Source organism: Rathayibacter tanaceti (assembly GCF_001634385.1).
In the GTDB taxonomy this organism is placed as follows: domain Bacteria; phylum Actinomycetota; class Actinomycetes; order Actinomycetales; family Microbacteriaceae; genus Rathayibacter; species Rathayibacter tanaceti.
Genome location: NZ_LIIN01000034.1, coordinates 1 through 24,137 on the forward strand (window position 1 = coordinate 1; position 24,137 = coordinate 24,137).

Below are 24,137 nucleotides of genomic sequence, written 5' to 3' on the forward strand. Positions count from 1 at the left end.
GGGTTCGACGAAGGCGGTGGGTGTGACGTACGGCGCGATGTCGCCCACGAGCCTCGCGACGGCGGCCGAGTCGGCCGTCACCTGCTGCGGCGCGACCTGGATCGCGGCCTTGCGCAGCAGCGTCTTCACGTCGCCGCGCTGGGTGGGCAGCACGACGGTGACGACGTCGCCCTCGCTGCCGGCGCGGGCGGTGCGGCCCGAGCGGTGCAGGTACGCCTTGTGCTCCATGGGCGGGTCGACGTGGATGACGAGCTCGACGTCGTCCACGTGCACGCCGCGGGCGGCGACGTCGGTGGCGACGAGCACCTTGACGGTGCCGGCGCCGAACGCGGCGAGGTTGCGGTCGCGGGCGACCTGCGAGAGGTTGCCGTGCAGGTCGACGGCGGGGATGCCCTGGCCGGTGAGCTGCTTCGCGAGCTTCTTCGCGTGGTGCTTGGTGCGCATGAAGAGGATGCGGCGGCCGGTGCCCGATGCGAGGGTCTTCACGAGCGCGTTCTTCGCGTCGAGGCCGTCCACCTCGAAGACGTGGTGGGTCATCAGCGCGACGGGCGAGTTCGCCTCGTCGACCGAGTGCAGCACCTCGTTCTGCAGGTACTTCTTGACGAGCTTGTCCACGCCGTTGTCGAGAGTGGCCGAGAACAGCAGGCGCTGGCCGCCGCGAGGGGTCTTGTCGAGGATGCGCGTGACGACCGGCAGGAATCCGAGGTCGGCCATGTGGTCGGCCTCGTCGAGCACGGTGATCTCGACGGCGTCGAGGTTCACGAAGCCCTGCTTCATGAGGTCCTCGAGGCGTCCCGGGCAGGCCACGACGATGTCGACGCCCTGCTTCAGTGCAGCGACCTGGCGCTGCTGCGAGACGCCTCCGAAGATCGTCGTGGTGACGATGCCGTACGCGTCGGCGAGCGGCTGCATGGCCGCCGTGATCTGCGTGGCGAGCTCTCGGGTCGGAGCGAGCACCAGACCGAGGGGGCGGCCAGGGCGGCGGCGGCCGCCGGCGAGCGATCCGCCGAGGCGGGCGATCATCGGGATGGAGAAGGCGAGGGTCTTGCCGGAGCCGGTCTTGCCGCGGCCGAGGACGTCGCGGCCGTTCAGGGTGTCGGGCAGCGTGTCGACCTGGATGGGGAAGGGCTCGGTGATGCCGCTCGCGGTGAGCGCGGCGACGAGGGGGGCCGGGACGCCGAGGGCGCCGAAGGAGGGGGTGTTCGACATGGAGTGGTGCCTTTCGGGGGCATCATGCCGATCGAGCAGTGCGGCCGGTGGCCGGGGCACGGGTGATCGGCGTTCGGGCGAAGGTGACGGTGGTCACATCCGTTCGCCGTACGATTCGGTGCGCGCGGCCTGAGGCCTCATGCACGTGCGCCAAGTGGTCGGGACGGATCCTCGACGGTCAGAGTCCTAGGGGACAAGGGGCGTTCTACGACGCGGGGGAGCGCGGTCATCGCGCTCGCACCCCTCCACCCTAGTGGGTGCCGATCCATCCGCGCATCGTCGACTGGACTCGGGAGCCGTCGACATCGCCCAGCTTGAGGCCGACGAACTCCCTCGCCCAGTCCGAGGTCTGCACCCGGAAGGGCGGATCCTGCTCACGCAGAGTCGCGAGGATCACGGCCGCGACGTCGCCCGGATCCTGCGCGTGCGTGGACGAGAACGACGAGGCGGCGCGGTCGAGGTAGGCGCCGAGGGCCGGAGCGTAGGGGCCGGCCTGGGCGAGCATCGCGCCCGCGTCGATGCCCACGTTCTCGACGAAGCTGCTCCGCACTGCCCCCGGCTCGACGAGCGAGATGTGCACACCGACCGAGGCGGCCACCGGTGCGAGTGACTCGAAGAACCCCTCGACCGCGAATTTCGCGGCGCAGTAGTCCTCGTTGAACGGCTGGCCGATGGCGCCGCCGATGCTCGAGACCGTGATGATCCGGCCGCGGGAGCAGCGGAGCATCGGCAGGGACGCGCGGGTCACCGCGACCACGCCGAAGAAGTTGACCTCCATCACGCGGCGCAGCTCCGCCGGGTCCTCGAGTTCCGCGGTGCGAGGTGCCCGGCCCCCGCATTGTTGACGAGGGCGTCGAGACGGCCCTGCTCCTCCTCCACGGCACGGAGGCACGCGGCCACGGAGTCGGGGTCGGTCACGTCGAGCGCGCGCACCTCGAGCTCCACGCGCGCCTCGGCGGCCTCGGCACGGAGCCCGTCGGCGCGCGCGGGGTCGCGGACGGTGGCGACCACCTGCCAGCCGGCTCGCGCCGCTTCGATCGCGGTGGTGCGGCCGATCCCCGTAGAGGTTCCGGTGACGAGAAGGACGGGACGGGGCATGCGCGGTTCCTGCTTTCCGGTGCTCGGCGGCACCGCGGGCGAGGTTATCGACCTCGCCTCCGAGCGCATCCAGCCTCCCGGTCAGCCGCGGTAGCGCTCACCGACCGGGACCTCGACCGCGAGCGTGTTGCCGGCCTGAGCCAGAGGGCACGCCCAGGCGGGATCGTAGGCGCACGAGGGGTTGTAGGCGAAGTTGAAATCGAGCACGAGCGTTCCCGGAGCCGCACCGGGCCCGAGGTCGGCGCCCTTCACTGTGTCGAGGAGGTAGCGACCGCCGCCGTAGGTGCCGCCGGGGGTCCCGGCGAGCGCGTCCTTGACCGGGAGGAACAGCCCGCCGCCGTAGGAGGCGAGCCGCCAGACATCGAGGCGGCCGGCTTGCGGGACCTCGACGGTGCCGATGAGGTCGAACGGCACGGTGCCGTCGGTGCCGGTCTCCACGTCCATCCGGCGTGCCTCCTCGACCGGGGCGAGTTCGAGTTCGAACCGCCACGAGGCGTCGTACGGCGCGATCGGCAGTGAGCGGAAGCGCGCCCGATCGGCGGGCAGGAGTGGAGTGGACGGGTGCTGCGCGAAGAGCGCGTTCCGACCGCGGATCCAGGCGGCGTGCGCGGCGAGCAGATCGACGTTCGAGAGGCGTCGGACGTCGGCGTAGAGCGCGTGGACGTGGCGCCGCCAGTCGGACACCTCGACCGCCGACGTCAAGCGGCGCCGCGGGGAGACCGTGTCGTCCTCGTGATCGTCCACCGACGGCCACTGGAGATGCAGCAGTTCCGAGCGCGAGAGTTCGACCTCCTCCTCGGCTGTGCCGTCGGGGCTCATGCCGGGGCCTCTCCGCGCGGGCGCGCATCGGCGCCCACGTCGTGGCGCCACGAGGGCGCGAGGGAACGGATGCGGATGCCGCGCCACTGCCAGAACGCCCACATCGAGGGCCAGAGCGCCGCTGAGGCGAGTCCGGCCGAGAACTCGAGCCTGTCGCGGAACAGCGTGCGGCCGTCGGGCAGGGGAGCCACGGCCATCCGGTGGTCCCAGGCGGTGATCAGCCGGAGCGAGCCCGAGAGCGGACCGCCGTTGTCGCGCAGGATTCGCACGTCGGGCATCGAGGGCACGCGTCGGTACGAGAGATCGATCGCCTGCGCTCCCACCGGCACGATCCCCAGAGCGTCCATCGCCACGTCGTGGGAGCCGAGGCCCCAGGTCGGCCGGAAGCCGCCCTCGTCGAGCGACGCGGCGGTCAACAGCGGGGACATCACCTCGCGGAACACGGCCGGACTCTGCAGGGCGCGCCAGGCGGAATCGGCATCGGTGTCGAGCACGTGCTTGAGCATCACCTTCACAGCCCCATCCTCTCCCGTCGACCGCCGTGCAGGAACAGGATGCGCGCGAGCCGCTCGACGTGTATGAGCCGGTGGGCCGGCCCCGCAGCCGGTGCGGCGCCGCTGCCTCCTCGGGCTCGCTCCCGAGCGGAGTCGGATCCCGCCCGGGGCTCGCTACCGTGTGAGGGTGAACGCCTCCGCTGTGGACCAGTCGACCTACCAGATCCGCTTCGAGTGGGGAGCGAGGGCGCTGCGCGTGCTCGCCCCCGCCGACGTCACCGTCGTCGTCGACGCGCTGCCCGGTCTCCGCGAGCTCGACCTCGGTGCCGTCGAGGGGCGGGTGGTGCGCGCGGGGCTGACCGATCGCAGCGCGGTGGCCCGCTGGATCCTGGAACGCCAGCACGAGAACGGCGGACGCACGAGCGTGAACCTCGTCGCGGCCGGCGAGGCGGACAGCAGCGGCGAGACCCGGTTCGCGATGGAGGACCATCTCGCGGCCGGGGCTCTCATCGACGCCTGATCGGCCTGGGGATCGACCACGTCTCGCCCGAGGCGGCCGTCGCCTGCGCCTCCTACGAGGGGCTGCGCCGCGCCTGCGGACACCTGCTCACCGCCTCCACCTCCGGCCGCCTCCTCACCGCCCAGGGGCGCGAGCAGGAGGTGCGGCTCGCCGCGCGCGTCGACACGCGCGACGAGGTGGAGGTGCTGCGCTGACACGTCCTCGGGCTCGCGCCGCGCGCCCCGGGCGCCCGATCCGCAGGAGCAGGTTCGCTCTGCAGGAGGGCGCGCGATCTGTCGGGGATGTTCGCCCCCGCGTCGACGTCGTGCGGCGCTGTCGGCGTCCGGGCGTCCAGGTCCTGCGCACCGCGCCCTGCAGATCGCACCGAGTCCTGAAGATCACCCCGCGCATCTCGACCGCCGCACCGGGTGCGGCGTAGCGTTCCCCGCGAGCGGCGGAACCCGTCCGCCGTCTCCCGACCGAAAGCTGGCACCGCATGAAAGCCGTCCTCAACGACGTCGTCCTCGCCGACGCTCCCGACTCTGACCTGATCTCGATCGAGGGGAACTGGTACTTCCCGCCCTCGAGCATCGTCGAGGGCGTGCTGGTCGAGAGCCCGACCCCGTACACCTGCCCGTGGAAGGGCGAGTGCCAGTACTTCTCGGTGCAGACCGCGAGCGGACTCGAGAAGGACAAGGCCTGGTCGTACCCGCACCCCTACCCGACCGCGTTCGACCGGGTCGGCAAGGACTTCTCGGGCTACGTCGCCTTCGACCGCTCGGTCAGCGTCTCGGACTGAGCTGACCGCGGCGGCGGTCCTCTCCGCCGTCGCGCCGGGTCATCCGCAGGCGGCTGCCCTCGCGCGGTGCGCGCGCACCTTCGCCCTGTTCCCGCAGCGTTGCATCGAGCACCAGCGCCGCGAGCCCGCCCGTGAGGTGTCGAGGTAGAGCATCCGGCACTCCGCCGCCGCGCAGCGACGCAGGCGACCCGCCGCGGGGGACCCGAGCAGCTCCACGGCCTCCCGGGCGATGGTTGCGAGCGCCTGCCGGCCGGCCGCGTTCAGCCGGCCCGCCTGCCGCGATCCTCCGCTCAGGGCGGGCGGGATGTCGGGCATCGCCGCCACGAGGTTGACCACGTCGATGTCGCGCGGGTCGAGTGGAGTCGCGGCCGCCGACGCTTCGGCCAGTCGCGCGACCGCGGCCCGCAGCATCAGAGCGTCGTCGAGCCGGGCGTCGCGGCTCTCGGGCCCGACGGCGTCGAAGCGCTCGGCGAGCCAGGAGGCCAGCGAGGCGTCCGAGTCGAACTGCTCGACGGCGTCGCGCGGGAGCGCGCCCGTGCAGGCGAAGTCGAGGGCGAGGCTGCCGGAGTCGAACCACCAGCGCCGCCCGTCGTCCTCGGCGAGCCACTGCCCCGTGACCGGCGCGCGCCCGCGGATCGTCCGCGTCTCGCCGCTCACGACGTCTGCACGGTGCGCCGCTGCCACTGGATCGCGTTCGCCGACTCGAACCGTCGGGCGCACCTCCCGCACGCGAGCGGCCGGGTGGGGCGGCGGTGCCGGTAGAAGAGGTGTCCACTCGGGCAGCGGCCGACCCAGGGGGCCAGCTCGTCCGCGGTCGGATTGTTGTGGGTGCGGGCTCCGGTGTAGCCGAGCCCGACCGAGATCCGCCGCCACTGCGGTCCGTGCGCCGCCTCGGGACCCGCGAGGGCGTGCGCGACCTCGTGCAGGAGGGTCTGCCACACCTCGTCGTCGCTCCAGCGTGACGCGAGATGACGCGAGACCGTGATGCGTCGCCGTGTCCAGTGGCAGGCGCCGGCGCGGGTCCGCGCGTGGTCGAAGGCGAAGCTCCAGGAGTCGTCGAGGTGCTCCTCGATCAGCGACTGCGCCCAGTGCGCGACATCGTCGAGATCAGCCACGGCGGGTCACGCGGAGCGTCAGGACTCGTCGCCGTCGGCGCGGCGGCGCCCGCGGACGGCGCCGTCGGTGCGCGGGGCGCGCTCGGACTCGTCCTGGAACTCGGAGGCAGCGGCGAAGCCAGGCGCGCGACCTCCAGCTCCTCCTCCGGCACCCCCACGCGCTCGCCGAGGGCCGTCGCCGCGTCGAAGTCGCGCACCGCCCTGCCGAACTCGCCGAGCTCGAAGAACGTGAGCCCGCGGTGCTTGAGCGCCAGAGAGTGCTCGAGGTGCCACTCGTGGGTGCGCGCCTCCTCGACGCACAGCGCGAGCTCCGAGAGCGCCTCGTCCGGCCGGCCGCGCAGCTGCATCAGGCGGGCACGGCGGACGCGGGCGCTGAGCAGCTCGGCGCGGTCGCCCGAGAAGCGGGTGCGGCGGACGGCCTCGTTGGCGATGTCCCAGGCCTCGTCCACGCGGCCGAGCAGACGCAGCAGCTCCGCCTTCTCGGTGAGCGCGGCGAGACTGCGCAGCGCGCCGATCTCCTCCAGGCGCTCCTGGGCGGCGTCGACGTCGATCTCCTCGCGGAGGGTCGCGGGGTCGTGGCGGATGATGATGCTCAGGGCGATGCTTCCTCGTGAAGTGCGGATCCGTCGCGGGCGGCGGAGGAGAAGACGGACCAAGGCCGACGGGGGCTCGCCCCGGCGTCGATTGTACCGGCGAGCTTTCCCGGGCGACCCCGACGCGCGGCTCCGCTCAGCCCCGGCGCACCTGGAAGACGCTGCGGGCGGGCAGCGGCGACGGTGTGGCGGTCTCGTCGCTCACGGCCAGCGCGCCCGCGGTGAAGTTCTCGAGCTCGCGACCCTGCACGAGCTTGGACGCGGCCGGGTCGGCGGCGAGACGTCTCGGCAGCCCGTCGAGGGCCAGGGGCGCGGCGGAGGCGAGCATCACGACATTGCCGAACCGCTTCGCCTTGAGCATCTGCGTGTCAGTCACGATCGCGGTGTGCGCGAACACGGCGGCGAGGGTCGCGGCCTGCCCGCGGGCGAAGGCCAGCGCTCCACCGTCGGCCACGTTCACGGCGACGAGGCCGCCGGGAGCGAGCAGCGGAGCGATCGCGCCGTAGAATTCGGCGCTCGTCACGTGCGCCGGAGTGCGGGCCCCCGAGAAGATGTCGACGACGACCAGGTCGACCGTCCCGCGCAGACCCGGCGGGAGCTTGCCGAGCACCTCGCGCGCATCGCCCTGCCGGATGCGGATCTGCGCGCCACGCGGGAGAGGCAGCGTCTCCCGCACCAGGTCGACGAGCGCGCCTTCGATCTCGACGACCTGCTGGCGCGAGCCCGGCCGGGTGGCAGCGACGTAGCGGGGGAGAGTCAGCGCGCCCGCGCCGAGGTGCACCGCGGTGATGCTCTCGCCCTCCGGAGCGAGCAGATCGACCGCGTGCCCGATACGCCGCACGTACTCGAAGGAGAGATGCGTCGGGTCGTCCAGATCGACGTGCGACTGCGGCGTCCCGTCGACCACGAGCGTGGCCGCGCTGGCCAGGTCCCGGTCGGGCTCGATCTGCGCGAGGTAGCCGCTGGCGAGCACCGCACGGGGTTGGTCGGAGTCGTCTCCGCGTCGGCGTCCGGTGCGTTCCTGCATCCGACCAGTGTGCCGCGGGAGGTCCCACAGGCAGGAACGCTCCGTTTCCCATACCCGACCCCGGCGAGTGGCGCAAGCATCCGCACTTGCGCGGCGTGGCGCAATGCGGCTATATTCGTACTTTGCGCTCCCGAGTACCCATGCCCTCATATCGCGGTCGGCAGGTCACCGGAACCCGGCATCAGATGGTGGATGCCGTTGCCACACTCTATCCCCGCCCCGAAGACCGAGTCGCCTCGGTCCGCGCGGCGTGCGACGACGAGTGCGGGCCCGCTCCGGCGGGAGCCCACTCCACACATCCCACAGATTGAGACCCGCAAGGGTCTACGGAGGTTCCTTCCTTGGCTGCTGCGTCCACCGCGACCACCACCTCACCCAAGAACGGACGCGCCGCATCGCGTCTCTCGTTCGCCAAGATCAGCGACACCCTGACCGTTCCGGATCTGCTCGCGCTGCAGACCGAGAGCTTCGACTGGCTCGTCGGCTCGGAGGCGTGGAAGACCCGCGTCGCCGAGGCGAAGGCCGCCGGCCGGGAGGATCTTCCCGCCAACTCCGGTCTGGACGAGATCTTCGAGGAGATCTCCCCGATCGAGGACCTCAGCGAGACGATGCAGCTGAGCTTCACCAACCCCTACCTCGAGCCCGAGAAGTACACGATCGAGGAGTGCAAGGAGCGCGGCAAGACCTACGCCGCGCCGTTGTACGTCGAGGCCGAGTTCATGAACCACCTCACGGGTGAGATCAAGACCCAGACGGTCTTCATGGGCGACTTCCCGCTGATGACCGAGAAGGGCACCTTCATCATCAACGGCACCGAGCGTGTCGTCGTGTCCCAGCTCGTCCGCTCGCCGGGTGTGTACTTCGAGCGCCAGCAGGAGAAGACGTCCGACAAGGACATCTATTCGGCCCGCGTGATCCCGAGCCGCGGAGCCTGGCTCGAGTTCGAGATCGACAAGCGTGACCAGGTCGGTGTGCGCATCGACCGCAAGCGCAAGCAGTCCGTCACCGTGTTCCTCAAGGCCCTGGGCCTGACGAGCGAGGAGATCCTCGAGCAGTTCGCCGGCTACGAGTCGATCGAGCTGACCCTCGAGAAGGACAACATCCTCACCAAGGAGGACGCGCTCCGCGACATCTACCGCAAGCTGCGTCCGGGCGAGCAGGTGGCCGCCGAGGCCGCTCGCGCGCTGCTCGACAACTTCTACTTCAACTCCAAGCGCTACGACCTCGCGAAGGTCGGCCGCTACAAGATCAACCGCAAGCTGGGCATCGACAAGGCGCTGTCCGACTCGGTGCTGACGGTCGAGGACATCATCGCGACCATCAAGTACCTGGTCGCGCTGCATGACGGCCGCACCGCTCTCCCGGGCGTGCGCGACGGCGAGGCGGTCGAGCTGCGTCTCGACGTCGACGACATCGACCACTTCGGCAACCGCCGCATCCGCGCGGTCGGCGAGCTGATCCAGAACCAGGTCCGCACCGGCCTGTCCCGCATGGAGCGCGTCGTGCGCGAGCGCATGACCACGCAGGACATCGAGGCGATCACGCCGCAGACCCTGATCAACGTCCGCCCCGTCGTGGCCGCGATCAAGGAGTTCTTCGGAACGTCGCAGCTCTCGCAGTTCATGGACCAGAACAACCCGCTCGCGGGTCTGACCCACAAGCGCCGCCTGTCGGCGCTCGGCCCCGGCGGCCTCTCCCGTGAGCGTGCCGGCGTCGAGGTCCGCGACGTCCACCCGTCGCACTACGGACGCATGTGCCCGATCGAGACCCCGGAGGGCCCGAACATCGGCCTGATCGGCTCGCTCGCGTCGTTCGCGCGCATCAACTCGTTCGGCTTCATCGAGACCCCGTACCGCAAGGTCATCGCGGGTCGCGTCACGACCCAGATCGACTACCTCACCGCATCGGAGGAGGACGAGTACCTGGTCGCCCAGGCGAACGCCCCCCTCACTCCCGACTTCCACTTCGCCGAGGGCAAGGTGCTGGTCCGCCCCAAGGGTGGAGAGGTCGAACTGGTCGATGCCGGCCGCGTCGACTACATGGACGTCTCTCCGCGCCAGATGGTGTCGGTCGCGACCTCGCTCATCCCGTTCCTCGAGCACGACGACGCGAACCGCGCGCTCATGGGCGCGAACATGCAGCGTCAGGCCGTCCCGCTGCTGCGCAGCGAGTCGCCCGTCGTCGGAACCGGCATGGAGGGCTTCGCGGCCATCGACGCCGGCGACGTCATCACGGCCGACAAGGCCGGTGTGGTCCAGGAGGTCTCCGCCGACTCCGTCACCGTCCAGCTGGACGAGGGCGGCACGCAGACCTACTTCCTCCGCAAGTTCGACCGCTCCAACCAGGGCACCTCGTACAACAACCGCGTGGTCGTCTCGGCCGGCGAGCGCATCGAGGTCGGCGAGGTCGTCGCCGACGGTCCCGCGACCGAGAACGGCGAACTCGCGCTCGGCAAGAACCTTCTCGTCGCGTTCATGCCGTGGGAGGGCCACAACTTCGAGGATGCGATCATCCTCAGTCAGAACCTGGTGAAGGACGACGTCCTCTCCTCGATCCACATCGAGGAGTACGAGGTCGACGCGCGCGACACCAAGCTCGGCAAGGAGGAGATCACCCGCGATCTCCCCAACGTCAGCCCGGAGCTCCTGGCCGACCTGGACGAGCGCGGCATCATCCGTATCGGCGCCGAGGTCCGCCCCGGCGACATCCTCGTCGGCAAGGTCACGCCCAAGGGTGAGACCGAACTCTCGGCCGAGGAGCGCCTGCTCCGCGCGATCTTCAACGAGAAGAGCCGCGAGGTCCGCGACACGTCGCTCAAGGTGCCCCACGGCGAGCAGGGCACGATCATCGGCGTCAAGGTGTTCGACGCGCAGGACGGCGACGACGAGCTCGGCTCGGGCGTCAACCAGCGCGTGGTCGTCTACATCGCCCAGAAGCGCAAGATCACCGAGGGCGACAAACTCGCCGGCCGCCACGGCAACAAGGGCGTCATCTCGAAGATCCTTCCGGTCGAGGACATGCCGTTCCTCGCCGACGGCACCCCGGTCGACATCGTCCTCAACCCGCTCGGTGTCCCCGGCCGCATGAACTTCGGCCAGGTCCTCGAGATCCACCTCGGCTGGATCGCGAAGCAGGGCTGGAAGGTCGACGGACAGCCCGACTGGGCCGCGCGCCTGCCCGAGCACGCCCGCGAGGCCGCGCCCGGCACCAAGGTCGCGACCCCCGTCTTCGACGGCGCGGCGGAGGAGGAGCTCGCCGGGCTCCTCGACTCCACCACCCCGACGCGCGACGGCGAGCGCCTGATCGGCTCGTCCGGCAAGACGCAGCTGTTCGACGGCCGCTCGGGAGAGCCCTTCCCGGACCCGGTCTCGGTCGGCTACATGTACATCCTGAAGCTCCACCACCTCGTCGACGACAAGATTCACGCGCGCTCGACGGGCCCGTACTCGATGATCACCCAGCAGCCGCTCGGTGGTAAGGCGCAGTTCGGTGGACAGCGCTTCGGCGAGATGGAGGTGTGGGCCCTCGAGGCCTACGGCGCCGCGTACGCCCTCCAGGAGCTCCTCACCATCAAGTCGGACGACATCCTCGGCCGCGTGAAGGTGTATGAGGCCATCGTCAAGGGCGAGAACATCCAGGAGCCGGGCATCCCGGAATCCTTCAAGGTCCTCATCAAGGAGATGCAGTCGCTCTGCCTGAACGTCGAGGTCCTCTCGGCCGACGGCACGGCGGTCAGCCTGCGCGACACCGACGACGAGGTCTACCGCGCCGCGGAAGAGCTCGGCATCAACATCTCCTCCCGGTTCGAGTCGTCCTCCGTCGACGACATCTGATCCCGCGCCAGCACCTGACGAACCTTCCGTCTCTGACGAGACACCTGTTTTCCGACAAGGAGAAAACATTGCTCGACGTAACAACTTTTGACGAGCTGCGCATCGGCCTCGCGACGGCCGATGACATCCGTCGCTGGTCGCACGGTGAAGTGAAGAAGCCCGAGACCATCAACTACCGCACCCTGAAGCCCGAGAAGGACGGTCTGTTCGGCGAGCAGATCTTCGGACCCTCGCGGGACTGGGAGTGCTCCTGCGGCAAGTACAAGCGAGTCCGCTTCAAAGGCATCGTCTGCGAGCGCTGCGGCGTCGAGGTCACCAAGTCCTCGGTCCGCCGCGAGCGGATGGGCCACATCGAGCTCGCCGCTCCCGTCACCCACATCTGGTACTTCAAGGGCGTCCCCTCGCGCCTCGGATACCTGCTGGACATGGCGCCGAAGGACCTCGAGAAGGTCATCTACTTCGCGGCGTACATGATCATCGACGTGGACGACGACGGCCGCCACGCCGACATGCCCGGCCTCGAGAACGAGCTCCGGCTCGAGATCAAGACCCTCTCGGACCAGCGTGACTCCCGCATCGCGGACCGCCTGGCGCGCCTCGAGACCGACCTCGCCGCCCTCGAGGCGGAGGGCGCGAAGAGCGACCAGAAGCGCCGCACCAAGGACGGCGCCGAGAAGGAGATGGGCCAGATCCGCAAGTCCTTCGATGAGGACATCGCGCGACTCGAGAGCGTGTGGGAGCAGTTCCGCACCCTCAAGGTCGGCGACCTCAAGCCGGAGGACGCGGTCTTCAACGAGCTCGTCGACCGCTACGGCGTCTACTTCGAGGCCTACATGGGCGCCGAGGCGATCAAGAAGCGCCTCGAGCAGTTCGACCTCCAGGCCGAGGCCGAGACGCTCCACCTCCAGATCGCCGAGGGCAAGGGTCAGAAGAAGATCCGTGCCATCAAGCGCCTGCGCGTCGTCAACTCGTTCCTCGCGACCGGCAACTCGCCGGCCGCGATGGTGCTCGACGTCGTCCCGGTCATCCCGCCGGAGCTGCGCCCGATGGTGCAGCTCGATGGCGGCCGGTTCGCCACGAGCGACCTGAACGACCTCTACCGTCGCGTGATCAACCGCAACAACCGCCTCCGCCGCCTGCTCGACCTCGGTGCACCCGAGATCATCGTGAACAACGAGAAGCGCATGCTGCAGGAGGCGGTCGACGCCCTCTTCGACAACGGCCGCCGCGGTCGTCCCGTCACGGGTACCGGCAACCGCGCCCTGAAGTCCCTGAGCGACATGCTCAAGGGAAAGCAGGGTCGCTTCCGCCAGAACCTGCTGGGCAAGCGCGTCGACTACTCGGGCCGCTCCGTCATCATCGTCGGCCCGCAGCTCAAGCTGCACCAGTGCGGTCTGCCCAAGCAGATGGCGCTGGAGCTGTTCAAGCCGTTCGTGATCAAGCGCCTGATCGATCTGTCGCACGCGCAGAACATCAAGGCGGCCAAGCGCATGGTCGAGCGTTCGCGCCCGCAGGTGTGGGACGTGCTCGAGGAGATCATCCGCGAGCGCCCCGTTCTGCTGAACCGCGCTCCGACGCTGCACCGCCTCGGCATCCAGGCCTTCGAGCCCCAGCTGGTCGAGGGCAAGGCCATCCAGCTGCACCCGCTCGTCTGCGCGGCGTTCAACGCGGACTTCGACGGCGACCAGATGGCCGTCCACCTGCCGCTGTCGGTCGAGGCCCAGGCCGAGGCGCGCATCCTGATGCTCGCGTCCAACAACATCCTCAAGCCCTCCGACGGCCGTCCGGTGACCCTGCCCACGCAGGACATGATCATCGGCCTCCACCACCTGACGACCATCCGTGAGGGTGCCGCCGGTGAGGGACGCGCCTTCTCCTCCGTCTCGGAGGCGATCCTGGCGAAGGACCAGGGCTCGCTGCACCTGAACTCGAAGGTCAAGATCCGCATGTCGGACGTGTACTTCGCGCAGGGTCAGGCCCCCGAGGGCGTCGAGCTCGACGAGAACGGCAAGGTCACCGCGCCGATCCTGCTCGAGACGAGCCTCGGCCGTGCCCTCTTCAACGAGGCGCTGCCGGTCGACTACCCCTACTTCGAGCAGGTCGCCGACAAGACGACCATCTCCGGGATCGTCAACGACCTCGCGGAGCGCTACCCGAAGGTGGAGGTCGCCGCCTCCCTCGACCGGATCAAGGACGCGGGCTTCTACTGGGCCACCCGCTCGGGTGTCACCGTGTCGCTGTCGGACATCCTCACGCCTCCGTCGAAGCCCGAGATCATCGCGGGCTACGAGAAGAAGGCCGCGAAGGTCGAGTCCGAGTACGACAAGGGTCTGACCACTCAGTCGGAGCGCCGCCAGGAGCTCGTGAAGATCTGGACCGAGGCGACCGACGAGGTCGCCAAGGCGATGCGCGCCAATTTCCCGACCAACAACACCATCAACCGCATGGTCACCTCCGGTGCCCGCGGAAACTGGCTGCAGGTGCGCAACATCGCCGGCATGCGAGGCCTGGTGAACAACCCGAAGGGCGAGATCATCGCCCGACCGATCATCTCCTCGTACCGCGAGGGGCTGTCGGTCGCCGAGTACTTCATCGCCACGCACGGTGCCCGCAAGGGACTGGCCGACACCGCACTGCGCACCGCGGACTCGGGCTACCTGACGCGTCGACTCGTCGACGTCTCGCAGGACGTCATCATCCGCGAGGACGACTGCGGCACCTCGAAGGGCCTCGACCTGCCGATCATGCTCCAGGACGCCACCGGCTCCTGGATCCAGGACTCGAACGTCGAGAACTCGGTCTACGCCCGCTCGCTCGCCACCGCGGCGACGAACGAGGCCGGCGAGGTCATCGCTGAGGCAGGCGAGGACGTGGGCGATGTGCTCATCGAGAAGCTGGTCGGAGCGAGGTGCGCCACATCAAGGTGCGCTCCGTCCTGACCTGCGAGTCCGCGGTCGGCGTCTGCGCGGCCTGCTACGGCCGTTCGCTCGCCACCGGCAAGCTCGTCGACATCGGAGAGGCTGTCGGCATCATCGCGGCCCAGTCGATCGGCGAGCCCGGCACGCAGCTCACGATGCGCACCTTCCACACCGGTGGCTCGGCCTCGGCCGACGACATCACGCAGGGTCTGCCCCGCGTGCAGGAGCTCTTCGAGGCCCGCACCCCCAAGGGTGCGTCGCCGATCGCGGAGGCCGCCGGTCGCATCACGATCGAGGACACCGACCGCGCCCGCCGGGTCATCCTCCAGCCGGACAACGGCGACGAGGCGGTCATCTACCCGGTGCTCAAGCGTTCGCAGCTCCTCGTCGAGGACGGACAGAGCGTCGTGCTCGGGCAGCAGCTGCACGTCGGAACCGTCGACCCCAAGGAGGTCCTGCGCGTGCTGGGCGTCCGCGAGGTGCAGAAGCACCTGGTCGGGGGAGTCCAGGGCGTCTACCGCTCGCAGGGTGTGCCGATCCACGACAAGCACATCGAGGTCATCGTTCGTCAGATGCTCCGCAAGGTCACCGTGGTCGACCACGGCGACACCGAGCTGCTGCCGGGTGAGCTCGTCGACCGCTCGCGCTACAGCGAGGTCAACCGTGCGGCTCTGACCGAGGGCAAGCGCACCGCGTCGGCCCGTCAGGAGGTCATGGGTATCACCAAGGCCTCGCTGGCGACCGAGTCGTGGCTGTCGGCCGCGTCCTTCCAGGAGACGACCCGTGTCCTGACGCAGGCGGCGATGGAGGGCAAGCGCGATCCGCTGGTCGGCCTCAAGGAGAACGTGATCATCGGAAAGCTGATCCCGGCCGGAACCGGTTTGCCCAAGTACCGGAACGTCTCGGTCGAGGCGACGGAGGAGGCGAAGGCCGAGCGGTACCCCAACCGCATCTTCGCCGACGACGCCGCGTTCAGCGACGCCGACCTGTCGTTCGTGGACTTCGACTCGTTCTCGAGCGACGGCTACGAGCCAGGCAACTACAGCTGACCGAGGTGAGCTGAACGAACGAAGGCCCCGTCGGGATTCCGGCGGGGCCTTCGTCGTTCCGAGCCCGTCGTCGCTCCTCCAGGACCCGTCCGTTCGCGCCTGGCGACCCGCCAGGCCCGCGTGGAGTGATTGACTCCAGGGCGTTCGTGGGGGCGAGCGTGCATCCGCCCCCGTCCTGGTCGGCGGTGAGGAAGCGCTCGGATGAGACTCGTGGTCGTCGTGCTGGCCGCCCTCCTCGTGGTGGTCGGTGCCGTCGTCGCGCCCGCGGCGCGGGCGGAGGCGGCGGTCGCCGTGGCGCCCGAGTCCTGCGGAGTCGCGACGCTCGCTCCGGTGCTCGCGGGCGACGACGTGAGGCAGCGCGCGGTCGCCTCCCTCGTGCCCATCGTGATGCTGCACGGCTGGCTGGGCACGGCGACGCACGACGAGACCCGGACCGGCGCCTTCTCGCACCTCGTCGACATGGTGGCCCCGGACGGACCGGCCGAGCCGCTCGACACCCCCGAGCCGTCGCTCCTCGGCCGTCTCCAGCAGATCCCGGGCGCGGCCGTCTACACGTTCGACTACCGTCGGCTCGCTGCTCGGTGGGTGACGGATCCGGGAATCAGCGACGCGCTGGCCACATCGATCGCCTGCCTCGTCTCGACGACCGGGAACCGCGCCGTGGTCGTCGCGCACTCGATGGGAGGTCTGGCCGCCCGCCAGGCGCTGAGCGTCTCGGTCGACGGCACCGCCGTCGCCTCGATGGTCTCGACCGTCCTCACCTTCGGGACCCCCAACACCGGCTCCGATGTCGCGGCGCGTCTCGGGCGGATGGTCGACGAGTCCGGAGCGGTCAGCCCCGCCGTGATCGCCGGACTCGACGCCCAGAGCGGGCTGAGCTTCGCCGCGCTCCTCGCGTCGTGCGGTGAGGCCGTGTCGGAGGACGCCGAGCACGCCGGCGAGTGCACCGGCGTGCCGATGATCGACGCTCTGTCCTCGCAGGCGGGGATCGGGCTGCGGACCGGGTCCCCCGAGCTCGGCGCGCTTCCGCCCTGGCCGCCCGGGGTGTACGTCCTCGCCCTCGTCGGAGACATCCGGGTGACGGCGGCCGTCGTGCTCGGTCGGCCGACCGGTCCGGTCGACCTGGGCGACATCATGGTCGCCACGAGCTCGGCCGAGGCAGGTGTGGACGACTACGTCGTCTCGACCTGCCGCTACACGCTGCTCGCGATGCCGGATGCTCCGTCGCTGCTGACCGAGCTCACACCGCTCGCCCGGCTGGGCGACGCTCTGCGCCTGACGAGGCTGGTGGTCGACGTCGACGCGAGTCCCTGCCACCACGCGCGCCTCACCCGGAACGTTGACCTCGTTCAGCACGCGACTGCGGCGGTGGCGGCCACGATCCGCGTCGAGCTCTCCGCACCCGGCTCGGGGCGCGGGGAGGCGGTGCGGAGGCAGCAGCCGGCGGAAGAGGCATGGAGGCGCGCCTCCTGAACCACAAGCCTCCGGAACCACACGACGAGACATGGTGTCGCGAAAATTGACGACCAGTCGCGGGGCGTCGTACGGTCTCTGTGGCCGATGGGGCGGCCGCCTGGGGGGACAGGCAGCGCGGTCCGCGAGGGTACCCGAAGCCCGACGCGGATCGCGCCCTCCCGCCCGCGGCGCACAGCCCGCCTCCGCGTCTGCCGCTACGCTCTGCTGAGCAGCCGATGCCGGGCTCCTTCCGCGCATCGCAGCGCTGGAGGCCGAATGAGCGACGAACCCCTGGCGGCGGGACCACCCGGGCGCAGCGCGAGACTGACCCGCGAGCAGGTCAGGACGCGGCTGCTGGACGCCGCCTTGTCGGTCGTCCGCGCCGAGGGCCTACGGGTGGGAGTCGGTCATCTCCCACTGGAGGAGGTGATCCGGGCTGCGGGCGTCCCGCGCAGCACGGTCTACCGCATCTGGCCGACGCGCCAGTCGTTCTACGACGAGCTGATCGCCGCGATTCCCGAGCGCGTCCTGGCGACCAGACTCGACCAGCCGTCGCTCACGGCGGGCGACTCCTATCTGCACCGCCACCTCGCCGACACCCCGTCGGCCGAGCAGCGTCGACGGACGCTGGTCGCATCGGTCACGGTCGCGGTCGACGCGAACGTCGAGAACGTGTTCGCGTCCCAGCACTGGCGCAACTTCGTCGCGCTCGCCGGCGCCGTAGACTCGCACGAGGAGCCGGCGCGCACGGCGATACACGAGGCGCTCCGGGCTCGCCAGCTGCACTTCATCGACAACATGGCGAAGTACTACGCACACACGCTCGCCGAGGCCGGACTGAGGCTGCGGCCCGGGCTCAGTCACGCGGCGCTCGCCTCCGCGATCTCCGCGCTCGTCGAGGGGCTCTGCATCGCCCGGATCGCAGCACCCGAGCTGGTCACGGGCCCCGTCGACCCGGCCGAGCCCGCATCGCCCTCTCTCGCCGTGACGTCGGTACTGGTGCTGATCGACGGATTCGCGGAGCCGGTGCCGCTTCCCGAGGGCTAGCCGTCGACCGGCTCCAGCATCCCGTCGACGATCGAGCGGATCGTCCACGCCGCGAGGGTCCACTCGACGGGCTCGCCGTCGAGGCCCGGTGCCGTCACCGGTGCGTCGAGGTCGTCGTCGAGGAGCCGACCGCGGTGCGCCAGACCGTCGATGACGATCGCCGTGAGGTGGGCGAGCTGCAGCGTGGTGAAGCCCGGGCGCATCGAGGCGCTGAAGACCTCGAGCGTCTCCTCGTAGAAGGCCTGCATCCGGTGCGTCAGCATGCCCTCGATCCGCTTCGCCGTGACGCGCACCGCCTCGCGAGCAGGACCCTCCTCCATGGAGAACGTGCAGGCGAGCAGTGCGTTGTACGACGACCAGTCGGTGGAGCGGCGCAGGCTCTCGGCGTTCGCGTTCGCGCCGAGGCGGATCATCTCCCACGCCACCTCGCGGCGGCCCGCAGGGGTCGCGAGCAGCTCCGCCGAGCTCTCGTAGACCTCCCGCATCCGCCGTTGGGCTTCGGGATCGGTGCCCTCGGCGTAGCGGTCCTCCACGAAGACCTCACCGATCAGATCGGCCACGAACTCCTCGCGAGTGCTCCAGATCCGGTAGACGGAGCTCCGCGGCACCTCCGCGAGGCGGATGTACTCCTCCATCGGGAGGTGCGCGAAGCCGACGGTCAGGCCGTTGGTCGAGATGACGTCCCTGGCCGCGGCGATCATGCGGCTCCGAACCTCCTGCGCCGGGATCCTCCGGGCGCGTTCCGATGCTTCTGCGCTCAGGTCCATGGTGAGGGACCCTAGCCCGGTCGAGCTCCTGGGCGGCCGGCCACGCGCCGCTGTCGGCCGATACCGGGCGGGCTCGGGGCGTCCTCACACTGAGACGAAATGTCCCAAGATGTGCGCCGAGGGCGGTGCTCCCGCTACGGTGCAGCCGGGGCGGACCCGAACCTGCCCCTGCTAGGGGACCCCTGTGACCGGATTCCATCGATTCACGCTGGCCGTCGACGACGGCCCGGCGATCGAGCGGGCCGCGCTGCGCGCGCTGCTCGCGAAGCTGCTTCCGCAGTTCTCCCACGAGGAGCACGACGAGCACGACGACGAGGCCGAGCGCATCGCCGTGCTCGATCTCGACGGCGTGCCCGGCGAGGACATCGCCGCGATGCTCGAAAAAGCCGCCGCGACGGCCGTCGGGCTCGTCGTGCTCTCCTCCTCCGACTCGCTCGAACCCGTGCGCGCCGTTCTCCGCCGGGAGCGCGCCGCGTTCGTCTGGAAGGGCGACGACCCGAGCGAGCTCGCCGCAGCGGTCGTCTCGGTCGCCTCCGGGCGCACCTGGATCTCGGACACGGCCCGCCACCGACTCGTGCACGGCCGCGAAGAGCGCCGGCCTGTGCTGAGCCCCCAGGAGAGTCGCGTGATGCGCGCCTACGGATCCGGGGCGGCCGTCCGGGTCGTCGCCCTCGACCTCGGCGTCGCCGAGCACACCGTGCGCACCTACATCAAGCGGATCCGCGCGAAGTACCTCGAGACCGGAGTCACCCTGGACTCACGGGTCGATTTCTACCGCCACCTCGACGACCACGACGTCGCGATCCGGCGCGGCGGCGACCGGGTGCGGGCCGACCCGCAGCAGGTGGCCGGCGACGCGCGCGGCGATGTCCGAGCGTGAGCCCAGCAGGATCGCGTTACCGCTCGTGCGACCGTCTACGAAGGCCGCGGAGCCCACGGCGGCGGTGACCGGGACAAGGGTCCGCAGCACGGCGCGCAGCCGGTCGAGGCGTCGATGGTCGGCGTCGTCCGCGACGTTGACCGCGAGCAGCCCCTCAGCGCCCGCCCGCTCGGCGAGCCTCGCGAGGACGGCGCGATCGTAGAACGCCTGCGGGATCTCGTCGCCGTCGTAGACATCGAGCACCACGAGGTCGGCGGCCCACTCGGGCAGCGGCCCGGCCGCGTCGGCGGTGAGGAGTCGAACGCGTGCGCCCCGTGGCAGCGGCGCATGGGCGAGCACGAAGTCGACCAGTCCGTCGATGCGGTCGACCGCCAACTGCTCGGAGCCCGGGCGGGTGACCGCGACGTACCGGGCGAGCGAGAGGGCTCCGGCCCCCAGGTGCAGCACGCGCACCGGCGTCAGCGGGGCGGCGAGGGCGTCGACGACCGCTCCGAGCCGGGCCGTGTACTCCAGATCGAGCGCCGAGGGGTGCCGCGGATCGATCAGCGACTGCTCGGCGCCGTCCACGGTGAGCAGCAGCGCGCCCGTCCGCACGGGGTCCGGCTCAAGGGTGGCGACGCGGCCGTCGGGCAGAACGACCGAGGGAGGCATGCGGCCACGGTAGCCCTCGCGCGGCCCGCGCCGCCGCCGCTACGGTGGCTGTCATGGCCGCCCTGATCCTGCTCGACGTCGACGGCGTCCTGAATCCCTCCGTCCGCAGCGACAGGGGCGCCGGGGGTCACCGGCTCGAACTCGCGCCCGAGCGGGAGGCGCTCGTGCACCGCCTGGCCGCCATCGGCAGCGTGGTCTGGGCGACGACCTGGCCGCCGAGGCTCACCTCCGTGCTCACGGCCGACCTCGGCCTCCCTCGCGGGACTCGGGCGATCGTCTTCGACGGCGGGCTCCCGCACGACCCGCGCTTCCCGGGTCAGACGGGGAAGCTGCAGCCTGTGGCGGCCTGGCTCGAGGCTCAGCGCGAGCCGGTCGACGCGGTGGTCTGGATCGACGACAACCTCCGCGAGGACGCCGTCGCCTGGGCCCGCGAGCAGCCCCTGCCGTTCCACCTGATCCGCCCCGAGTCGGCGGTCGGCCTCACAGACGACGAGGTGGCCGGAGCCGAGGCGTTCGTCGCCGCGCTGCCGACGTCACACGGCGACATCCGGGAATAGCCGCGCCCTCTGCGCTGGTTATCGTCACTCTGGGTGGTTCTGCCGTGACGCGGCCCGCCCCGGGACGACCCGTCCCCTCGTCGATCCCCGTGCCGCATCCGGCGCGACGGGATCGCCACGACTCCGTGATGCACCGAAGGACAGACACCGTGACCCTCTCCGCCCGCTTCTCCCTGCGCGTCCTGCTCGGCACGACGGCCGCTGCCGCCGCCCTCGTGCTCGCCGGCTGCGCTCCCGCCTCGACGGACGACGCGGTCTCGGGATCCACCGGCGAGGGCACCGCCTCGGCGAGCTCGGGCCTCTCCCTCGCCGACATCCAGGAGTCCGGCACGCTGACGATTGGCACCGAGGGCACCTACCAGCCGTTCTCGTTCCACGCCGACGGCGGTACCGGCGCTCTGACCGGCTACGACGTCGATGTCATCACGGCGGTCGCCGAGAAGCTCGGCGTCGAGCCCGAGTTCGAGGAGACGCAGTGGGACGCGATGTTCGCGGGCCTGGACGCCGGGCGCTTCGACGTGATCGCGAATCAGGTCTCGATCAACGACGAGCGCGAGGCGAAGTACGACTTCTCGGAGCCCTACTCGGTGAGCCCCGGCGTCGTGATCGTGCCCTCCAGCGACTCCTCGATCACCGACCTCGGAGGCCTCGCGGGGAAGACCACCGCGCAGTCGCTCTCGAGCAACTGGTACGCCGTCGCTCAGGAGAACGGCGCCCAGGTCGAGGGAGTCGAGGGCTGGGCGCAGGCCATCGCCCTCGTCGAGCAGGGGCGCGTCGACGCGACGGTCAACGATCGCCTGACCTGGCTCGACTGGTCGACGAACTACCCCGACCAGGCCGCAGGCCTGAAGGTCGCCGTCACCACCGACGACAGCTCCGAGAGCGCCTTCACCTTCCCGAAGGGCTCGGACGATTTGGTGGCCGCGGTCGACTCCGCCCTCGACGAGCTGCGCGCCGATGGCACCCTCGCCGAGATCTCGACCCGCTACTTCGGCGCCGACGTCTCGCAGTAGCGTTCCGCGGGACGGCCGTCTCCTCTCGCAGCTGCGGCTCTGAGGCGGCAGATCCGCGCCCCACCGCGCGGAGCTCGCACCGGGGTGCCGAGCCGTGCCAGCATCTCAGAGGAGGCGGGCGCGTCCCGCTCCGCCCGACACCACTACCTCGACAAGCCGACCGCGGTCTCCTCCCGCCGAGGCAGGAGAAGACATGGACCTGTTCCTGCGGTCGTTCTGGCCGATCCTCTCCGGCGGCATCGTCGGGACCATCCCCCTGGCGCTCGCGAGCTTCGTCATCGGTCTGGCGCTCGCGCTCGCCGTGGCACTGATGCGCCTGTCGCGGGTCCGGATCCTGTCATGGACGGCGCGGGCGTACATCTCGGTGATCCGCGGGACACCGCTGCTCGTGCAGCTCTTCGTGATCTTCTACGGCCTGCCGAGCCTGGGGCTGAAGATCGATCCATGGCCCAGCGCCATCATCGCCTTCGCCCTGAACGTCGGCGGTTACGCGGCTGAAGTCATCCGCGCGGCGATCCTCAGCGTCCCGAAGGGCCAGTGGGAGGCGGCGCACACCATCGGCATGGGCCGCTCGCTCGCTCTGCGGCGCATCATCCTGCCCCAGGCCGCCCGCGTCTCGGTCCCGCCGCTGTCCAACACCTTCATCTCGCTCGTGAAGGACACCTCGCTCGCCTCCCTGATCCTGGTGACGGAGCTTTTCCGGCAGGCGCAGAAGATCGCCACCGCGTCGAGCGAGTTCATGCTGCTGTACCTCGAAGCGGCCCTCATCTACTGGCTCATCTGCCTGGTGCTCTCCAGCGCCCAGGGCCTGCTCGAGAAGCGATTGGACCGCTATGTCGCCCGTTGATGCTCCGACCGGTGCGCGTTCCGTCCTCACGGCTCGCGGCCTCCGCAAGTCGTTCGGGGGAGTGGAGGTGCTGCGCGGCATCGACCTCGAGGTGCGTCGTGGCGAGGTCATCGCCCTGATCGGTCCGTCGGGGTCGGGCAAGACGACGGTCCTCCGCTCGCTGAACAGCCTCGAGGTCCCCGACGGCGGAGTCGTCGAGCTCGCCGATGGCAGCGTCCTCGACTTCGACCGCGGCGTCGGCAGACGGGCGCTCACCTCACTGCGCGACCGCTCCGCGATGGTCTTCCAGCACTTCAACCTCTTCCCGCACCTCACCGTGCTGCAGAACGTGACGGAGGGTCCGCTGCGCGTCCAGCGCCGTCCGGCCGCCGAGGTGGTCCCGGAGGCGGAGCGCCTGCTCGAGCGCGTGGGTCTGGGTGGTCGAGGCGGCGCCTACCCCTTCGAGCTCTCCGGCGGCCAGCAGCAGCGGGTCGGCATCGTCCGCGCCCTCGCCCTGCGGCCCGACCTCCTGCTCTTCGACGAGCCCACCTCTGCGCTCGACCCCGAACTGGTCGGCGAGGTCCTCTCGCTGATGCGCGAGCTCGCGGGCGAGGGCTGGACGATGCTGGTCGTCACCCACGAGCTCGAGTTCGCCCGGCAGGTCGCCTCCGAGGTCGTCTTCATGGCTGAAGGCGTGGTCGTCGAGCGCGGCGCCCCGGCCCGCCTGCTCCGCGAGCCGCAGGAGCCGCGGACGCGGCAGTTCCTGCACCGCCTCCTGAATCCTCTCGAGTAGAGCGCGGTCACTGTCCCCCATCGACGGGGACCCGCGCGGCGCGCCGGTCTCGGCGGCGCCCGTGCCTATGCTGTCGAGGTGACCTGGAGCAGCGACGCCGAGACCACGCGGATGTCCTCCGCGACCGAGACGTCCGGCGGAACCGGACCCCAGCCCACCCGGGAGTACGTCTGGCCCGAACCCGAGACCGGCGGTCAGCCGAGTTTCGAGCGCACGATCGACCCCGGTGCGCCCGCGGCGACCACGGATCCCGCCGCCCCCTCGGCACTCGGACCCGTGGAGGCCGAGCCCGAGCCCGTGCGCCGCTCTGGCAACCGGCTCGCCGGGCTCGCCGTGGCCCTGCTCTCGACGGCGGTCTTCGCGGCCCTGTACCTCGTTGCGCTGACCGTGATCCGTGCCCTGGTCGAGCCGGTCGGCGATCCGGTCGCCGTGGCCCTGACGCAGGCGCCCACCGCACTGTTCCTCGCGCCGGTCGCCGCTTTCCTCGTCGGCCTGGCCCTGATCGTGTTGGTCGTCAACCGCGCCGGCTGGTGGGCCTATGTCCTCGGCGGTTTCCTGGTGGCCGTGCTGACCGCCGCCGCCGCGCTCGCGGGGGGCTGGAGCGCCCTCGGTGCGGTCGGCCTCCCGGCCGACCGCGCACTCGTGCTCGAGTATCTGCGCGACCCCGCGGTGCTGGCCGCCGTCCTCGCGGCGGC

The 24,137-nt window shown here is 70.6% G+C and carries 18 protein-coding genes and 3 pseudogenes; 12 read left to right on the forward strand and 9 right to left on the reverse strand.

Annotated elements, in window-relative coordinates; all coding sequences use genetic code 11:
• The 4 genes and pseudogenes from ACH61_RS06050 to ACH61_RS06065 all read right to left on the reverse strand — a co-directional run.
• A partial coding sequence (locus tag ACH61_RS06050; RefSeq protein WP_068209853.1) for a DEAD/DEAH box helicase occupies positions 1–1,209 on the reverse strand: 1,209 nt, incomplete at its 3' end.
• A gap of 250 nt (positions 1,210–1,459) precedes the next feature.
• Positions 1,460–2,376, reverse strand: a pseudogene (locus ACH61_RS19280) (SDR family oxidoreductase).
• 12 nt (positions 2,377–2,388) lie between these two features.
• Entirely contained in the window at positions 2,389–3,126 is a 738-nt protein-coding gene (locus ACH61_RS06060; RefSeq protein ID WP_082845059.1) for a DUF1684 domain-containing protein, read from the reverse strand.
• Positions 3,123–3,632, reverse strand: coding sequence for a hypothetical protein (locus ACH61_RS06065; protein WP_236713571.1), 510 nt, complete (start codon positions 3,630–3,632; stop codon positions 3,123–3,125). Before ACH61_RS06065 ends, ACH61_RS06060 begins: the two co-directional genes overlap by 4 nt.
• Before the next feature lie 175 nt (positions 3,633–3,807).
• Between ACH61_RS06065 and ACH61_RS18270 the strand changes: the two genes are divergently transcribed.
• Both ACH61_RS18270 and ACH61_RS06075 read left to right on the forward strand, forming a co-directional pair.
• Complete coding sequence (locus ACH61_RS18270; protein WP_236713569.1) at positions 3,808–4,140, forward strand: 2-phosphosulfolactate phosphatase; 333 nt, start codon at positions 3,808–3,810, stop codon at positions 4,138–4,140.
• A 475-nt stretch (positions 4,141–4,615) separates the two neighbouring features.
• Complete coding sequence (locus ACH61_RS06075; RefSeq protein ID WP_068209860.1) at positions 4,616–4,918, forward strand: DUF427 domain-containing protein; 303 nt, start codon at positions 4,616–4,618, stop codon at positions 4,916–4,918.
• Positions 4,919–4,957: 39 nt separating this feature from the next.
• On the opposite strand, the gene ACH61_RS06080 is transcribed toward ACH61_RS06075, so the two are convergent.
• The 4 genes from ACH61_RS06080 to ACH61_RS06095 all read right to left on the reverse strand — a co-directional run bounded on the left by ACH61_RS06080 (position 4,958) and on the right by ACH61_RS06095 (position 7,653).
• A complete protein-coding gene (locus ACH61_RS06080; RefSeq protein WP_236713570.1) occupies positions 4,958–5,575 on the reverse strand; it encodes a CGNR zinc finger domain-containing protein in 618 nt (205 codons plus the stop codon).
• Positions 5,572–6,033, reverse strand: a complete 462-nt coding sequence (locus ACH61_RS06085; protein WP_068209864.1) for a SprT-like domain-containing protein — start codon at positions 6,031–6,033, stop codon at positions 5,572–5,574. The genes ACH61_RS06080 and ACH61_RS06085 overlap by 4 nt, the downstream gene beginning before the upstream one ends.
• Positions 5,991–6,689 carry a tetratricopeptide repeat protein gene (locus ACH61_RS06090; protein ID WP_068209866.1) on the reverse strand — a complete coding sequence of 233 codons (699 nt, stop codon included), beginning with the start codon at positions 6,687–6,689 and terminating at the stop codon, positions 5,991–5,993. The genes ACH61_RS06085 and ACH61_RS06090 overlap by 43 nt, the downstream gene beginning before the upstream one ends.
• A 73-nt stretch (positions 6,690–6,762) precedes the next feature.
• Positions 6,763–7,653 (reverse strand): spermidine synthase, encoded by an 891-nt coding sequence (locus ACH61_RS06095; protein ID WP_068209869.1) that lies wholly within the window; start codon positions 7,651–7,653, stop codon positions 6,763–6,765.
• Positions 7,654–7,994: 341 nt separating this feature from the next.
• Here ACH61_RS06095 and rpoB point away from each other — a divergent pair, with 341 nt between their 5' ends.
• The 4 genes and pseudogenes from rpoB (at position 7,995) to ACH61_RS06115 (ending at position 17,955) form a co-directional block, all read left to right on the forward strand.
• Positions 7,995–11,486 carry a DNA-directed RNA polymerase subunit beta gene (gene rpoB / locus ACH61_RS06100; RefSeq protein ID WP_068209872.1) on the forward strand — a complete coding sequence of 1,164 codons (3,492 nt, stop codon included), beginning with the start codon at positions 7,995–7,997 and terminating at the stop codon, positions 11,484–11,486.
• 68 nt (positions 11,487–11,554) lie between these two features.
• Positions 11,555–15,453 (forward strand): annotated as a pseudogene (locus ACH61_RS06105) (DNA-directed RNA polymerase subunit beta').
• 201 nt (positions 15,454–15,654) lie between these two features.
• Complete coding sequence (locus ACH61_RS06110) at positions 15,655–16,926, forward strand: esterase/lipase family protein (RefSeq protein WP_068209876.1); 1,272 nt, start codon at positions 15,655–15,657, stop codon at positions 16,924–16,926.
• A gap of 258 nt (positions 16,927–17,184) precedes the next feature.
• Positions 17,185–17,955: a TetR/AcrR family transcriptional regulator gene (locus ACH61_RS06115; protein ID WP_068209879.1), complete on the forward strand. Its 771-nt coding sequence runs from the start codon at positions 17,185–17,187 to the stop codon at positions 17,953–17,955.
• On the opposite strand, the gene ACH61_RS06120 is transcribed toward ACH61_RS06115, so the two are convergent.
• Entirely contained in the window at positions 17,952–18,656 is a 705-nt protein-coding gene (locus ACH61_RS06120; protein ID WP_068209882.1) for a hypothetical protein, read from the reverse strand. The two genes, ACH61_RS06115 and ACH61_RS06120, sit on opposite strands and share 4 nt — an antisense overlap.
• Positions 18,657–18,906: 250 nt before the next feature.
• On the opposite strand from ACH61_RS06120, the gene ACH61_RS16155 reads away from it, so the two are divergent.
• From ACH61_RS16155 to ACH61_RS06150, 6 genes and pseudogenes are all read left to right on the forward strand, one after another.
• The gene (locus tag ACH61_RS16155) at positions 18,907–19,602 is read left to right on the forward strand and encodes a LuxR C-terminal-related transcriptional regulator (RefSeq protein WP_082845060.1); all 696 of its coding nucleotides are present in this window, start codon (positions 18,907–18,909) and stop codon (positions 19,600–19,602) included.
• A gap of 704 nt (positions 19,603–20,306) precedes the next feature.
• A complete protein-coding gene (locus ACH61_RS06130) occupies positions 20,307–20,810 on the forward strand; it encodes an HAD domain-containing protein (RefSeq protein ID WP_068209888.1) in 504 nt (167 codons plus the stop codon).
• A gap of 149 nt (positions 20,811–20,959) precedes the next feature.
• Entirely contained in the window at positions 20,960–21,823 is an 864-nt protein-coding gene (locus tag ACH61_RS06135; protein WP_068209891.1) for an amino acid ABC transporter substrate-binding protein, read from the forward strand.
• A 193-nt stretch (positions 21,824–22,016) separates the two neighbouring features.
• The gene (locus ACH61_RS06140; protein WP_068209894.1) at positions 22,017–22,670 is read left to right on the forward strand and encodes an amino acid ABC transporter permease; all 654 of its coding nucleotides are present in this window, start codon (positions 22,017–22,019) and stop codon (positions 22,668–22,670) included.
• On the forward strand, positions 22,657–23,442 hold the full coding sequence (locus ACH61_RS06145) for an amino acid ABC transporter ATP-binding protein (RefSeq protein ID WP_068209897.1): 786 nt from the start codon (positions 22,657–22,659) through the stop codon (positions 23,440–23,442). Before ACH61_RS06140 ends, ACH61_RS06145 begins: the two co-directional genes overlap by 14 nt.
• 78 nt (positions 23,443–23,520) lie before the next feature.
• Positions 23,521–24,137 (forward strand): annotated as a pseudogene (locus ACH61_RS06150) (hypothetical protein); the annotation flags it as partial.

What these genes read in the sequence shown, in the direction of transcription:
- ACH61_RS06095 (WP_068209869.1), bottom strand. Translation starts at nt 7,653, where the DNA reads ATGCAGGAACGCACCGGACGCCGACGCGGAGACGACTCCGACCAACCC.
- ACH61_RS06060 (WP_082845059.1), bottom strand. Translation starts at nt 3,126, where the DNA reads ATGAGCCCCGACGGCACAGCCGAGGAGGAGGTCGAACTCTCGCGCTCG.
- ACH61_RS06120 (WP_068209882.1), bottom strand. Translation starts at nt 18,656, where the DNA reads ATGATCGCCGCGGCCAGGGACGTCATCTCGACCAACGGCCTGACCGTC.
- ACH61_RS06075 (WP_068209860.1), top strand. Translation starts at nt 4,616, where the DNA reads ATGAAAGCCGTCCTCAACGACGTCGTCCTCGCCGACGCTCCCGACTCT.
- ACH61_RS06140 (WP_068209894.1), top strand. Translation starts at nt 22,017, where the DNA reads ATGGACCTGTTCCTGCGGTCGTTCTGGCCGATCCTCTCCGGCGGCATC.
- ACH61_RS06110 (WP_068209876.1), top strand. Translation starts at nt 15,655, where the DNA reads ATGAGACTCGTGGTCGTCGTGCTGGCCGCCCTCCTCGTGGTGGTCGGT.
- ACH61_RS06145 (WP_068209897.1), top strand. Translation starts at nt 22,657, where the DNA reads ATGTCGCCCGTTGATGCTCCGACCGGTGCGCGTTCCGTCCTCACGGCT.
- ACH61_RS06065 (WP_236713571.1), bottom strand. Translation starts at nt 3,632, where the DNA reads ATGCTCAAGCACGTGCTCGACACCGATGCCGATTCCGCCTGGCGCGCC.
- ACH61_RS06115 (WP_068209879.1), top strand. Translation starts at nt 17,185, where the DNA reads ATGAGCGACGAACCCCTGGCGGCGGGACCACCCGGGCGCAGCGCGAGA.
- ACH61_RS06130 (WP_068209888.1), top strand. Translation starts at nt 20,307, where the DNA reads ATGGCCGCCCTGATCCTGCTCGACGTCGACGGCGTCCTGAATCCCTCC.